General features: G+C 44.1%; 12 protein-coding genes. 4 read left to right on the top strand and 8 right to left on the bottom strand.

Annotated elements, in window-relative coordinates; all coding sequences use genetic code 11:
* Positions 1-76: 76 nt before the first annotated feature.
* The 4 genes from AAGR14_RS05850 (at position 77) to AAGR14_RS05865 (ending at position 3209) form a co-directional block, all read left to right on the top strand.
* Positions 77-730: an ABC transporter ATP-binding protein gene (locus AAGR14_RS05850; RefSeq protein ID WP_342647658.1), complete on the top strand. Its 654-nt coding sequence runs from the start codon at positions 77-79 to the stop codon at positions 728-730.
* 4 nt (positions 731-734) lie between these two features.
* Positions 735-1046, top strand: coding sequence for a hypothetical protein (locus tag AAGR14_RS05855; RefSeq protein WP_342647659.1), 312 nt, complete (start codon positions 735-737; stop codon positions 1044-1046).
* Complete coding sequence (locus AAGR14_RS05860; protein ID WP_342647660.1) at positions 1033-1632, top strand: HAD hydrolase-like protein; 600 nt, start codon at positions 1033-1035, stop codon at positions 1630-1632. Before AAGR14_RS05855 ends, AAGR14_RS05860 begins: the two co-directional genes overlap by 14 nt.
* A 71-nt stretch (positions 1633-1703) precedes the next feature.
* Positions 1704-3209 carry a S41 family peptidase gene (locus AAGR14_RS05865; protein WP_342647661.1) on the top strand — a complete coding sequence of 502 codons (1506 nt, stop codon included), beginning with the start codon at positions 1704-1706 and terminating at the stop codon, positions 3207-3209.
* Positions 3210-3216: 7 nt separating this feature from the next.
* Here the strand turns inward: AAGR14_RS05865 and smc are convergent, their stop codons facing one another.
* The 8 genes from smc to AAGR14_RS05905 all read right to left on the bottom strand — a co-directional run bounded on the left by smc (position 3217) and on the right by AAGR14_RS05905 (position 13566).
* On the bottom strand, positions 3217-6759 hold the full coding sequence (gene smc / locus AAGR14_RS05870; RefSeq protein WP_342647662.1) for a chromosome segregation protein SMC: 3543 nt from the start codon (positions 6757-6759) through the stop codon (positions 3217-3219).
* A gap of 176 nt (positions 6760-6935) precedes the next feature.
* A complete protein-coding gene (locus tag AAGR14_RS05875) occupies positions 6936-7721 on the bottom strand; it encodes a PhzF family phenazine biosynthesis protein (protein WP_342647663.1) in 786 nt (261 codons plus the stop codon).
* On the bottom strand, positions 7718-8380 hold the full coding sequence (locus AAGR14_RS05880; protein ID WP_342647664.1) for an ATP-binding cassette domain-containing protein: 663 nt from the start codon (positions 8378-8380) through the stop codon (positions 7718-7720). Before AAGR14_RS05880 ends, AAGR14_RS05875 begins: the two co-directional genes overlap by 4 nt.
* Positions 8381-8765: 385 nt before the next feature.
* The gene (locus tag AAGR14_RS05885; protein ID WP_342647665.1) at positions 8766-9956 is read right to left on the bottom strand and encodes a hypothetical protein; all 1191 of its coding nucleotides are present in this window, start codon (positions 9954-9956) and stop codon (positions 8766-8768) included.
* A gap of 4 nt (positions 9957-9960) precedes the next feature.
* Positions 9961-10911, bottom strand: coding sequence for a pepsin/retropepsin-like aspartic protease family protein (locus tag AAGR14_RS05890; RefSeq protein ID WP_342647666.1), 951 nt, complete (start codon positions 10909-10911; stop codon positions 9961-9963).
* A 79-nt stretch (positions 10912-10990) separates the two neighbouring features.
* Positions 10991-11692, bottom strand: a complete 702-nt coding sequence (gene nfi, locus AAGR14_RS05895; RefSeq protein ID WP_342647667.1) for a deoxyribonuclease V — start codon at positions 11690-11692, stop codon at positions 10991-10993.
* Between the two features lie 57 nt (positions 11693-11749).
* The gene (locus AAGR14_RS05900) at positions 11750-12610 is read right to left on the bottom strand and encodes an RNA polymerase sigma factor RpoD/SigA (RefSeq protein WP_090466905.1); all 861 of its coding nucleotides are present in this window, start codon (positions 12608-12610) and stop codon (positions 11750-11752) included.
* Positions 12611-12774: 164 nt separating this feature from the next.
* A complete protein-coding gene (locus AAGR14_RS05905; protein ID WP_342648678.1) occupies positions 12775-13566 on the bottom strand; it encodes an MBL fold metallo-hydrolase in 792 nt (263 codons plus the stop codon).
* Between the last annotated feature and the right edge of the window lie 74 nt (positions 13567-13640).

Genomic DNA, 13640 nt, shown 5'->3' on the forward strand with positions numbered 1-13640 from the left:
AAAATTATCCGTCAATAAACGCCTATTGGTAAACGGCCCATTAGGCAAGGCTATGTTTTTTGTCTATTTTTGCTACATGCTGAAAGCACTCGGTATTCAGAAATACTATAATAAGCTCCATATTTTAAAAGGGGTTGACCTGGAAGTAAAACAGGGTGAAATTGTAACTATTGTTGGAGCATCCGGTGCGGGCAAAAGCTCGCTGCTTAACATCATTGGTACTTTAGATAAACCTGATGGCGGGCAGCTGTTTATGGATGAAGTTGAAATAAGCAAGCTGAGCAGCAAACAACTTAGCCATTTCCGCAATACGCAGATAGGTTTTATTTTCCAGTTTCATCACTTGCTGGCCGAGTTTGATGCTATTGAGAATGTATGTATCCCTGCTTTTATTGCCGGTACTGCTAAAGCCGACGCGCAAAAGCGTGCAGCCGAATTGCTGGATATGCTTGGTTTAAGTAGCCGCATGCATCACAAACCCAACCAGCTATCGGGCGGCGAGCAACAGCGTGTGGCCGTAGCAAGGGCTTTAATTAACAAACCGGCCTTGGTGTTAGCTGATGAACCATCAGGTAACCTGGACTCGGCAAATGCCCGTGATTTGCATGAATTGTTTATCAACCTGCGCAATAACTTTAATCAAACGTTTGTAATTGTTACGCACAACGAAGACCTGGCCGATTTATCAGACCGTAAGGTGGTGATGAAAGACGGGCTGATTGTGAATTAAATTTATGGCTTCCATTCTGATTACAGGGGCCAGCCTGGCCAAAGCCTACCGGCTCAAAAATACGTTACCTGCCGCTAATGTAATTTTAGGCGATTATTTAGATTTGCCCGAAGTAATGATTAAATCAGGGCAAATGATAAGGTTGCCAAATCCACATGCAGAATCTTATCCGCACCAAATGCTGGCACTTTGCCTGGATTGCGGTTTTGAAACAATTTACGTGCTGCACGCTGACGAAATGCGGGCACTTGCGCCCTCCACGCAATTGTTTAACGAGTATGGCATCACATTCCAAACCATTCATGATCAATTATAGCGATATCGATCCGCGCATTAATGCTTTTGTTTTTGAGCTGGATAACGTGTTGTTTCCGGAAAAAGATTATCTATACCAAGTGTATTACCTTTTTGCAGGATACCTGGAATACACCGAGTTGCTGGATGCAAAAGTGCTGGTTAGTTTAATGGTGAGCACTTACGAACAAAGCGGAGCCTCTGCCGTATTTGATACTTTGCAGGAGCGTTTTAAACTGGACGAAAAATACCGCTTTAACTTTGAGCACCTGCACACTGCTGCACAGGTGCCTTTAATGCTATTTATCTATCCCGAAATGCTAAAGTTGCTGCAGGATATTGTGGTTGACCGTAAGCAGATTTTTATTTTAACCAACGGTAACCCTCAACAACAACTCAATAAAATTAAACATACCGACTGGCAAGGGTTGGAAAAATATTTGACCTGTTATTTTGCCGAAGAAATTGCATCCAAACCTGAACCCGACGCCCTACACTTTATTATCGAAAAGCATCACCTGCAACGCCGGGAAATAATGATGATAGGCGCTTCTCAAAACGATGAGTTGTGCGCCGAGGCTGCCGGCGTTGACTATATTTCTGTATAGCAGAAACTATCTTCCACTATCGATAATTTATTGGTATATTGTCCGTTAAAGAAAAAATTATAGAAGATAGGATGAAGAGGATTGTTTACTTGTTTTTGCTGTTCGTTGTTGTTTTTGCATCATGTAAAAAAAATAACAGTACCGATACAGGGTCGGGCCCAACAGCATCGAATGATGATTTATTAAAAGATTCTGTTTATATGTATGCGCAGGAAGAGTATCTGTGGAATGATGCTTTACCTGCGGCAAGCGTTTTTAACCCAAGGCAGTATACTGGCAGCACTACCGTATCTGCGTTACAGGCCGAAGTTGACGCTTTATCTCAAATCAAAATTAACCCGTCAACCGGGAAACCGTACGAGTACGATATGCAGTATCCCGGCACGTCGAAGTATTCTTACGTTGACCAGGGGCAGGCAGCTACCTCTATTGGTGGTACCGGCGGCGACTTTGGCTTTTATGTGTTTTACCAAACCAGTTCTGACTTACGGATAAGATACGTTATTCCTAACTCGCCTGCAGCAACAGCGGGGTTAGTGCGTGGGTACAAAGTTACCGCCATTAACGGTACTACCAATTTGGCTTACTCGTCAAGCAGCGACCCGGTTATTACTTTTGTAGGTAATGCGCTGGCAGGAAACAGTATTACATTAACACTGCAAAAGCCAGACAACTCAACTTTCAATGTTACCATAAACAAAGGTACCTATACCATTAACCCAGTGATGAAGTATACCACTATTACTACAGCAAGTGGTAAAAAAATGGGTTACCTGGCTTTAAAGTCTTTTACTACATTAACTAACGCGCAAGCCAAAATTGATGAGGCCTTTAACAGCTTTATTGCCAATGGCATTACCGAAATGGTGGTTGACTTACGTTACAACGGTGGTGGTGCGGTTGAAACCTCACAATACATTGCCAACTACTTGGTGCCATCAGCCAAAAATGGTACGCTGATGTATACCGAAAACTTTAACAGCAAACTGCAAAACGATGTTTACCCCTTGCTGGCTCAAAAGTACAGGATTGATAAAGGCGATTTTAGCATAGCCAAAAACTCGTTCAATTTTGTTAAAAAGGGTTCGCTTAATTTAAACCGCGTTTTCTTTATTGTTACCGGTGGTACGGCGTCGGCCAGCGAGTTGTTGATCAACAACCTGAACCCGGTAATGAATGTGCAGATCATCGGGCAAACTTCATACGGCAAACCGGTAGGCTTCTTCGGTATACCTGTAGGCAGCCGTTCTGAGTATGATTTATATCTGGCCGAGTTTGAAAGCCGTAACTCAGCAGGTAAGGCCGATTTTTACCAGGGTATGGTACCAGGTGGTAATTTTGCCGGTGTGGTAGCTGCTGATGATTACACCAAAGACTTTGGCGATCCTACCGAAGGCCTTTTATCTCGTGCTGTAAACTTTATAGAAAAAGGAACCTTTGCCGTGCCCACCTATCAAACCAATAGTTTAAACGATACCCAGGCTAGCGACCGTGCCAAGGCTAACAGTATTTTGGACGAAAAGCTGCACGAATTTAAAGGCGCAATACATACCCGCGACTTACAAGCCATACATTAATACAAGCTTAGTCGGCCAGTTGGCGCAAGTCAACTGGCACTACGCGCGAAATACCTTGTTCAACCATAGTTACACCGTAAACAATATCGGTGCTGGCTATGGTTCTTTTATTATGCGACACGATGATAAATTGTGAGCCGGAAGAGAATTTGCGGATGATGTTATTGAACTTATCAATATTGGTATCATCGAGTGGAGCATCAACCTCATCAAATATACAGAAGGGGGCGGGTTTTAACAGGTAGAGTGAAAATAAGATAGCGGTAGCCGTAAGCGTTTTTTCGCCACCTGATAACTGGTTGATAGACAATGGTCGCTTACCTTTAGGCTTAGCTATTATATCGATGTCCGATTCCAATGGGTGATTCGGATTCGTCAGAATCAGATCGCATGAATCCTCTTCATTAAAAAGTGAGCGGAATACCTTGATGAAGTTTTCGCGTACCATGGTAAATGCCGCCATGAATTTCTCGCGGGCCGTGTCGTCAATTTCCTGGATGGTAGAAAGCAATGAGGCCTTAGCTTCCATCAAATCTTTTTTCTGCAACTGGATAAACTCGTATCGGTCATTCATTTCCTTAAACGCTTCGAGCGCCATGGGGTTAATGGCGCCAAAATCATCCAGTTGCTTTTTGAGTTTTTCGGTGCGTTCGCGTAAATCCTGTTCTTTTTCGTTGGCTGGTATTTCTGTTTCCAGCAAATCATTGATATCAATGTTAAACTCTACCGCCAGTCGCTCCTTTAAAGCATTTAATTCCAGTTTCAGGTCGTTACGCTTATCCTTTAATTCATTTTCAATTACGTCGGCTTGGTCTTTTTGCCGGCGCAATTGGCTAACCGCGTTTTCTGTTTCGGTAATCTGCCCTCGCAAGGCATAGTAGTCCTGCTCGGCAGCACGGGTGGCCTGTTCAAGTTCTTCACGCTGGCTATACATTTCCAGCAGTTCGTCGTCCGAAAAATCGGTTTGCTTTAAGGTTTCCAGTAAGGCAGCCTGCACTTTTTCCATCTCGGCAGTATTGTTATTCAGCCTAACCTCAAGGCTGTCCTGCTGCGTTTCGCGGTACTCCAGGTCTTTAATTAACCCTGAAACCTTATTTTGCTGCTGGTGAAAACGGATGTTCTCCTGGTTGAACGCATTGCTTTGTACCGTGGTGTACTCGTTAAGTTCATTAAAGGCCTGTTGCTTGTCCAGCAATAAGTCGCTCTGTATTTCTTTCTGAGTTCTTAATTCGGCTAATTGAGGTTGTAGCTGATGCTCCTGAGCCTGGATATCGCTTATTTTGCTGGCAATGTCTTCTTTGCGGTTGCGGCTGTTGGTTATAAAGGTTTCGTATTGTTCGCGCCGGGTAGTTACGGTAACCAACTCGGTATGGAGACGGTTAAGTTCCTGTTGCTTTTGCTGTATTTCGGCTGCCCGTCCTGACGACTTTAGCGCGGTAAGTTTACTTTGCAGCGTTTCAATCCCGGATTTGTAAGCAGCAATTTGTTGCTCAAACTGCCGTATATCTTTAGCCAGATTTTCGAGGTTTTTGGCCCGGCCTATCCGCTTGCCCTCAAACAAGCCTACCGACCCGCCAGCCATGCTAAATACCGACTTGCTGAACCTGCCGCTTTTGCCTAATAATACTACACCTTGTGGTACAGGCGTGCTATTCAAATCACTTTCATTGGTGTCATTTACCAGATACACATTGCGCAAAATATAATTACACAATGGCCGGTAACGTGTTTCGGTTTCTATAACCTGTAAGGCCGGTACCCAACCCTCGGGTGCTGCATTAGGCTCTATAGCAGGCAACGCCGCATAATGCTTTAAGATAAAGAACTGTGCCCTGCCTCTGGATGCATTACGCAACAGGTTAATGGCTTTAATGGCATTATCGTAATCTTCCACTACGAAATAGTTCATCAACGGCTCCAGATAGTTCTCAATGGCTACCCGGTATTCCTCGCGACAGAACAAAATATCGCTGAATAAAGTGATACTCTTAGCCCAATCGCCGTGTTTTTTTAAGAACCGAATTGATTCAGGAAAGCCTTCCAGGTTATCAACCAAACTTTTGGTCAGGTTGTACTCGTTTTGCTTGGCATCCAACTGGCGGCTATGTTGCGATAGCTGTTCGCGGGTATCGGCAATAAAGCCCTCTGTTTCTTTAATCTGGAGTTGCAACTGATTTTCAAACTCTACCGCCAGTTGGTGCTCGTCTTTGGCTGTTTCGGTACGGTATTCGAGCTCGGTTACCAACTGGTTAAAGTGCGATAACTCTACCTCGCGGCTGGCTGTATCTTCCATATTACGCTGGCTTTCCTGTTCCAGGGCCTGCTGTTGGATACGTAAAATGTCTAATTCTTTTTCGGTTTGATAAATCTGGTTCTGGAGCCGGTTGTTGATGCTGGTCAGCTCGTTGAGTTCGGTGCGCGCGTCCGTTTGTTCCGAGCGTAATTCGTCAACGGCCTGTTTTAGGTCGTCTACCTTATCACGAATAATTTCCAGGTTTTCTTCTTCCTGCATTTTCTCTTCGCTCAGCCGTTTAATGTAGTACAGCACATGGTTAAGCTGGTTACGGTCGCGTTCCAGCTCCTCGGTAAGGCGAGCTTCTTTATCGCGCTGAAACTTAAGCTGCTCGTTTTTGATTTTCTTTTCGCTCTCGTAAGCCCGTATTTTGGCCACAAACTCGTTAGTAGCTTTTTGCTGAACTGATAGGTTTTTCTCGCGTGTCAGGTTGTCCAGCTTTTGTTGCTGCAGGGCTGCCTCCAGGGTGTCAATCTTGGCAACTATGCCAAAACGTTCTTCGCGATGCTTTTGCTCCTGCTCCTCAATACGCAGCAGTGAGTCGCTGAATGATGCAATGCGGAATGAGGCCAGCATGATGCTGAGCGATTTGTATTGCTCTTTGAGCCGGTAATAGCGCTCCGTTTTTTTAGCCTGATTCTCGAGCGTTTTCAGGTTTTTTTCAATTTCAAAGAGTAAATCATGTACGCGCTCCAGGTCAGCTTCGGTATCTTTAAGCTTATTAAAGGTTTGCTTTTTGCGGACTTTGTATTTTGATATGCCGGATGCTTCTTCGAACAAATTACGGCGCGAACCCTCTTTGTTGGTAATAATCTCATCGATCATTTTAAGCTCGATGATCGAGTAGGAGTCTGAACCTATGCCGGTATCTAAAAAAAGGTCGGTAATGTCTTTAAGGCGGCACTGCACATCATTGAGGCGGTACTCGCTTTCGCCGGTACGGTAGAGTTTGCGGGTTAGGGTAACCTGCGAAAAATCGGTAGGCAAAATGTTTTTGGTATTATCAAAAGTAAGTGATACCTCGGCGAGGTTAGCAGGTTTGCGGCTTTTAGTACCGTTAAAGATGATGTTCTCCATCTTCTCCGACCGCAGTGCACGGGTGCTCTGCTCGCCCAATACCCAGCGGATAGAATCAACTACGTTGGATTTGCCGCAGCCATTAGGGCCTACAATGGCCGTAACCCCTTCGTTAAAGTTAATCGTAATTTTATCGCCAAAGCTCTTAAAGCCTTTAACCTCTAACTTTGTTAACTGCATTGATGCGCAATCGTATCCTAACTAATAGTTTAATCATCAAAGTAACGAAAAAACTAAGATTTTTGGTATAGATTAGGGCATCGATTTCAAAAAGTTGGTTGTACAACAACGGTTGACAGTTGCGTGTAAGTAAGCAGCTTACTAGTTTCATAACAACTCAGATGTTGCTATTTTTTCTAAATATAAATCTCCCCCTTTAAATAAGTCACTGCCTCGCCGCTCATCAAAACGCGGTCGCCTTTGTGCTCGCACCATAATTCGCCTTTGCGGGCAGAAAGCTGGTAGGCATGCAAGTGGGTTTTACCTAATTTTTCGGCCCAGTAAGGGATGAGGTTACAATGTGCCGAGCCGGTAACCGGATCTTCGGGAACACCTGCGGCTGGGGCAAAAAACCGGGACACAAAATCAACATCTTTACCTGGAGCAGTGATAATGATACCAACGGCGTCTACCTTGCTCAATAAAAAATGATTGGGCTGCATATCAATAATATCCTGCTCATTTTCATATACCAAAAAGTAGTCGCGCGAGCGTAATACGTGCACCGGCATTTTATTTTCCAATCCTTCTAACAATCCCTCAGGCATTTCGGCCGGGTAGGGAGGGCGTGATGGGAAGTCGAGCGTGTATAGATTGCCGTTTTTAGTCACTTTCAATGTCCCGGCCTTTTGGGTTTCAAAATGAATAGCTTCCTCGGTGTAACCTAATTCTGTAAAAATAATATGCGCGGTTGCCAAGGTAGCATGTCCGCATAAGTCTATTTCATACTCGGGTGTAAACCAGCGTAGGTGATAGCCACTGGTTGTTTTTACAAAAAATGCAGTTTCGGCCAGGTTATTTTCGATGGCGATTTTTTGCATAGTTTCGTCGGGCAGCCATTCGGCTAAAGGGCATACCGCTGCCGGGTTGCCGCCAAACAATTGGTTGGTAAAGGCATCAGCCTGATAGATAGGTATAGTCATTTGCGGGATTGATTATAGCTAAGATAGCCGTAAGTTATCAACTCTTCCGGGTGTTTTATCAATTTTGTAACGCCGTTTTGTAACAAATACACTTTGTCGCTTACATCCAGTATATTTTCATATTGGTGATCGGTTACAATAAATCCTTTATAAACAGAACGTTTACGTATAATGGCTTTTATCTCTTCGGCCTGTACCGGCGAGATATGTGTAAACGGCTCATCGAGTAAAATATAACTGGCTTTACTGTATAAAAGCATCAGCGTTTCGAGCTTGCGAAGTTCGCCGCCCGAAAGCTGGCTGGGTTTCTGATTTTTAAACTGCTGATAAACATCAAGCGCAGTAAACTCATCCCAGGCTTGATGGTCAACCAGCATGGGCGCCAGCTGGCAAATGGGTATTTGTTTGGGCAAATAATTTTGCTGCGGTAGGTAGGCAATGGTGTTATTGGTATATCCTGTTTCAATTACTTTATCGTCAGCATTGATATGCTTATAGCTGGGCATTACGGTACCAAATATGATTTTTAATAAACTGGATTTGCCGCTGCCATTACGGCCGAGCAATCCGGTAATACAGCCGGGCCGGCAATCCAGATAAACATCATGCAGTATTTTCCGGCCCTGATATTCTAACTGGACACTGTCTATTTTGAGCATGGTATGCAAGGTGAGAAATGAAGGCAAAGAGACGTTACGAGCGAGAAAGCTATAAGGTCGGCTGTAAACGTGATAGTGTACAATTTAATTACCCCGTGCCCGGCATTACGATAGTAGTCATAAACATAGCTGCTAAAATGATACCTGAAAAACACTGCACTTGCATATCCAAAAAGCTTGGTAAACAAGCTGAATAGTATGGCAGACAGGCCAAATATCATTAAAAACACTAGGGCAATAACGCTAAACAACAAATGGTACCACCAAAATGGCCGGTAAAATTGCAGCAGCAAATGGTATAAGTGAGACATAGCGTGACGGGTGAAAGCTGAGTATATACAACTTAAACCGGGGCGGCTTTATTGTACTTAATGCAACGCTTTATTTAATTAGGTATCCAAAGTACCGAGTTGCCAGTACCGTATTCGTTTTGTTCGCGTTGCTTGTTGCCGGGGTCTAATATCCATCTACCGCCTGCCACAAATTTATAACGGTATTTACCCGGTTTTAAACGCATGCTGATGTGCCATTCATTGCCTTCGTGGGCCATGGTATAACCTGTAGGGTTCCAGTTGTTAAAGTCGCCTGCCAGGCGCACTTCGGGGCTATTGTTATAGCCTTTAAGCACAAAGGTGTGGTTGGGCGCAACAGATACAAAAGAATTATGGTTGTCGTCGGTGACGGACGAGTGCGGATTAGCCGGATCTGTTAGCCATTGTCCATCAACCCAAAACTTATAGTCATAGTTGCCTTTAGGTAAAATAAGCGACGCTGCCCAGCCATTAGCTGTTTTTTTAAGCCGGGTACTGGTGGGGTTCCAATTGTTGAAGCTACCGGCCACAAAAACGTTTTGGGCGTTAGTATAGCCGTTAATTTTAAAGGTAACATTTTCGCCAAGACTTACTACTGATACGGGTTCGTTTTTGTATTTTGATTGGGTTGCGTTAGCTGGGTCTGTCATCCACCGGCCATCCTTCATAAAGCGGTATAGGTGGGTGCCCTCATGCAGATAAAGTTGCTTTTCCCAATGGTCGTTTTTAAAAGTCATCACCAGCTCGTTAGCGTTCCAGCCATTAAAGCTGCCGGCTACCGATATACGGCGTGCTGATGGATTGCCTGCCAGCTTAAAAGTATAGTTATAGCGAAAATAGATTGAGTTGTATTCGCCCCAGCCGTCTGCCTCTGTAAGATTGTTTTCCAAATCGCGTGTCCACCGGCCGTTGATGATGTATTTGTAAGCATAAACACCCGGTTCCAGTTTTACATCGCTTACCCAGCCGCTGTCGGTACGCGTCATCAAACCTTGTTGGGTAGTCCATTCGTTAAAACTGCCGGATAATTGTACGCGCCTTACATTGGTATTGCCCGGTAAAAAGAAACGTGTTAAACCCGATGGTAGCTCGCGCACGGTAACTTTAGAAAACTTGTTCACTCCATAAGCTACATCACCTGGGTAGCCCGGATCTGATTTGGCAACAGCGGACGATGCATAGCGCATAGCCTTACCGAACTGCAATTGCGGAACAATGCAAAACGTCAACAAGACTATAATGTATGGAGTAAGCCGCCTTAACATGAGGTTAGTGATTGTAAATGTACATTTCCAGTTCTTTTTTGACGAAGTTAATAGTGAAAATACCCCGGGTAAAAAAGTCATATCCTAAAACCGCATCTACCGAAAGCCCATAAGCCCTGCCTAAATGATTCAAGTCGGTTATGATAATCCTGTTGTTTCTGAACAGGTAGTTGCCAATCACCATCTGGTCAAAGTTGGCATATACCAGGGCTTTGCCGGTGCCACCCACACCCACAATGGCCGATTTGTTAATGGGCTGCATCACGCTCATCACTGCCTTCGGGCAATCTTTTGAAAGCAGATTACTTTCGGCACCGGTATCAAAAACAAACCAGGTAGTTTTGTCGGCAATGGACCCCTTTATAAACATTACATCGTTCATGTACTTGAAGTCTGTGCGCATATCCGGTGATTGAAAAGCCCGTTGGCCTGCAGGTATCTCACTTTTACTGTCCAGTTTGTGTAAGTACAGCACGTTATGGAAAAGATCAATGGTGATGGCCATTTTGCAAAATAGCTGCGTGCCTATAATACCCAATACTTTAATCTTCTTGGTGTTTTCAATGGCTGATAAATCACAAACATCGGCAGGAAGCCTTTTGTACTTTATATCTAAGCCTAATAAAAAGTTACTGACCTGGGTGCGAAAGGTGCCTGTCGATGCTCCGTTCACACCGGTGGCTTCCTGGTCGCCTACGTGTGGCATGTCTCTAAAGTAAGTGGCGTTGAGCACCAGGTAAGGCGCACCGGTATCAAGCACAAAGTTACCGGCAACCGAATCAACCTGAGCTTCTACCACAATCAGATTCCCTGCCCTTTTTATCGGAATGATCACCGTTTTTAAATCGTCAGCAAAAATGGGTTCGATAACGGGCGAAGCTGAATTTGCACGATGTTCTATAATAATGGCTGGCTTTGCACTTGCCTTGCTACCTAGCAAGAGTGAAAGCAGCATTAATATAAAGCATAGGTTGTGCATCCGGTTGAAATATACCTATAAGACCGGCCTATTGCGTAATTAGTTACACCGGCTCTTAAAAAAATGATAACTGAGCAGGGGAGGTGCCGGCAGCGTCAACGCGGATTTGGTTTACAAAAAGGTGAGCCTGCCGTGTAGGCTCGGGTATGCGGTAGCCTTTCAGGCACTTTTTAATAACCTCTACGCTTTGTTCTAATGTTATTTGATGCCCCGGCGATATATAGATGGGATTGCAGTTTTTTTTGCTGCGCAGCGCCATGCCAATCACTTCCTGCTTATCATACATGGGGCTTTGAGCGTTAACTGCGTTGGCGGGTTCTTCGTATTTGCCAAATAAGCGGCTTTTAGCGCTGCCAATAGTAGGCGTATTAGTAATTACTCCAAAATGTGAAGCTATACCCATACGCCTGCGGTGAGCAATGCCCTGTCCGTCGAGCACCAACAGGTCAGGTTTAGTTTCCAATTTTTCCCAAGTCTCTAACAAAGCCGGTACTTCGCGAAAAGCCAGGAGGCCTGATATGTATGGAAAGGTGGTTCGGCTTATAGCGGATGCATGGCCAATTATTTCCATTTCCGGATATTTGAACAATACAATACCGGCGTATACCACTTCCGAATATTTATTGAAAGATATATCTGAACCGGCAATAATGCGGATAGGTTTATCTAACGGCTTAATCTGTATTTGATGCCGTAGTTCTTGCTGGTAGGCAATGGCTTGCTCAGCATTCAGGCTTTCATATTCGGATGGCTGCATACCTTATAAAAGCAAAAAAGCCCCTGGTTGTTTACCAGGGGCTTCGTATCATTAAGGTTAACCTAAATAAGATTTTAAAATTTTGCTTCGCGATGTGTGGCGTAAGCGTTGTAAGGCTTTATCTTTAATCTGACGTACACGTTCGCGGGTCAGGTTAAATTTCTCGCCAATTTCCTCAAGCGAAAGCGGATGATTGGTGCCTAAGCCAAAGAACAAAACGATGATTTCGCGTTCGCGTTCTGTTAAGGTAGACAGCGAGCGTTTAATTTCTTCAGATAATGACTCGTTGATCAGTATCGAGTCGGTGTTAGGCTCCTGGTTTTCGAGTACGTCTAAAAGTGTATTTTCTTCGCCCTGTACAAACGGTGCATCCATAGAAACATGGCGGCCGGAGTTGCTTAAGGTATCGGATATTTTGTCAACAGTAGTTTCCAGAATATCAGCTAACTCTTCTGGTGAAGGCTCGCGCTCATACTCTTGCTCCAATTTAGAAAATGCCTTGCTGATTTTGCTTAATGAGCCTACCTGATTTAAAGGTAAACGCACAATACGTGATTGCTCGGCAATAGCCTGTAAGATAGACTGACGAATCCACCAAACGGCATATGAAATAAATTTGAAGCCTTTGGTTTCGTCAAAACGTTTGGCTGCTTTAATTAAACCCAGGTTACCTTCGTTAATTAAATCGCCAAGGGTTAGGCCTTGGTTTTGGTATTGTTTAGCTACGGATACCACAAAACGCAAGTTGGTTTTGGTTAAGCGTTCAAGTGCAGCTTGGTCGCCTTCGCGGATCTTTTGGGCTAATATTACTTCTTCTTCGGCAGTTATCAGGTCAACCTTGCCAATCTCGTGTAAATACTTGTCGAGCGACTGGGATTCACGGTTGGTAATGGACTGGGTTATTTTGAGTTGTCTCATCTAATTGTTACCTCGATTCTTGTGTTAGAATTGAACGTGCAAAGGTATTAAATTCTCATGAAAAATTGTCATTTAATTTGACATTCACAATTATATTATATATAAAAACCTATGCATATCTATCAATATTGTATCATAAGTCGTACCAACTTGTTGATATCGAATTAAATATCTGTCAACTTAAATACATCTTTTACACGTATACCTTTCTCTGTTTGTTGCAAGGTGCAACACTCGTTAACGGCATCATGCTCAAAAAATAGGATGTATTCCTGATCTAAGGCTTGCTGTAAAAAGGTTCGCTTTTCGTCCATAGCCTGTAGTGGAAATATATCATAAGCCGCTACATACGGTATGGGCAAATGCCCGGTGGTGGGTATCAGGTCGGCTATATAAAACACCAGCCGGTTTTTATAATGCAATAACGGCAGCATCATGGATTGGGTATGGCCAGATACGAAAAACACCTGCATATTGGCAGAGAAGTGTATGCCATTTTGTACCTCAACAAACTTTAAACGGCCACTTTCTTTGAGCGGCAGTAGGTTTTCAATTAAAAAGGATGCCTTTTCGCGATCGTTAGGGTTTTCGGTAGCCCAGTGCCAGTGCTTTTCATTAGTCCAGTAAGTAGCATTTGGAAAGGCGGGTTCTAATGTTTCGCCGTTTTTGATTACAGCTCCGCCAACATGATCAAGATGCAGGTGCGTTAAAAATACATCAGTTATATCGTCGGGAGTAAAGCCATGCAGAGCCAGCGAGCTTTGCAGTGTATCATTGCCATGCAAGTAGTAATAGCTTAAAAACTTTTCGCTTTGCTTATTGCCGATGCCAGTGTCAATCAGTATCAACCTGTCATCGTCTTTAACCAGCAGGCAGCGCATAGCCAGGCTGCAAAGGTTTTGCTCGTCGGCCGGGTTGGTTTTGCTCCAGATATTTTTAGGCACCACGCCAAACATGGCGCCACCATCCAGTTTAAACAGGCCGGTGTTGATTACAAAAAGCTCAGCCCCCCGGTCGTCGGAAGCCCCCC

The sequence above is a fragment of the Mucilaginibacter sp. CSA2-8R genome (assembly GCF_038806765.1).
GTDB lineage: Bacteria > Bacteroidota > Bacteroidia > Sphingobacteriales > Sphingobacteriaceae > Mucilaginibacter.

Coding starts and splice junctions, on each gene's coding strand:
- AAGR14_RS05850 (WP_342647658.1), top strand. CDS start 77: ATGCTGAAAGCACTCGGTATTCAGAAATACTATAATAAGCTCCATATT.
- AAGR14_RS05855 (WP_342647659.1), top strand. CDS start 735: ATGGCTTCCATTCTGATTACAGGGGCCAGCCTGGCCAAAGCCTACCGG.
- AAGR14_RS05860 (WP_342647660.1), top strand. CDS start 1,033: ATGATCAATTATAGCGATATCGATCCGCGCATTAATGCTTTTGTTTTT.
- AAGR14_RS05865 (WP_342647661.1), top strand. CDS start 1,704: ATGAAGAGGATTGTTTACTTGTTTTTGCTGTTCGTTGTTGTTTTTGCA.
- smc (WP_342647662.1), bottom strand. CDS start 6,759: ATGCAGTTAACAAAGTTAGAGGTTAAAGGCTTTAAGAGCTTTGGCGAT.
- AAGR14_RS05875 (WP_342647663.1), bottom strand. CDS start 7,721: ATGACTATACCTATCTATCAGGCTGATGCCTTTACCAACCAATTGTTT.
- AAGR14_RS05880 (WP_342647664.1), bottom strand. CDS start 8,380: ATGCTCAAAATAGACAGTGTCCAGTTAGAATATCAGGGCCGGAAAATA.
- AAGR14_RS05885 (WP_342647665.1), bottom strand. CDS start 9,956: ATGTTAAGGCGGCTTACTCCATACATTATAGTCTTGTTGACGTTTTGC.
- AAGR14_RS05890 (WP_342647666.1), bottom strand. CDS start 10,911: ATGCTGCTTTCACTCTTGCTAGGTAGCAAGGCAAGTGCAAAGCCAGCC.
- nfi (WP_342647667.1), bottom strand. CDS start 11,692: ATGCAGCCATCCGAATATGAAAGCCTGAATGCTGAGCAAGCCATTGCC.
- AAGR14_RS05900 (WP_090466905.1), bottom strand. CDS start 12,610: ATGAGACAACTCAAAATAACCCAGTCCATTACCAACCGTGAATCCCAG.
- AAGR14_RS05905 (WP_342648678.1), bottom strand. CDS start 13,566: ATGTTTGGCGTGGTGCCTAAAAATATCTGGAGCAAAACCAACCCGGCC.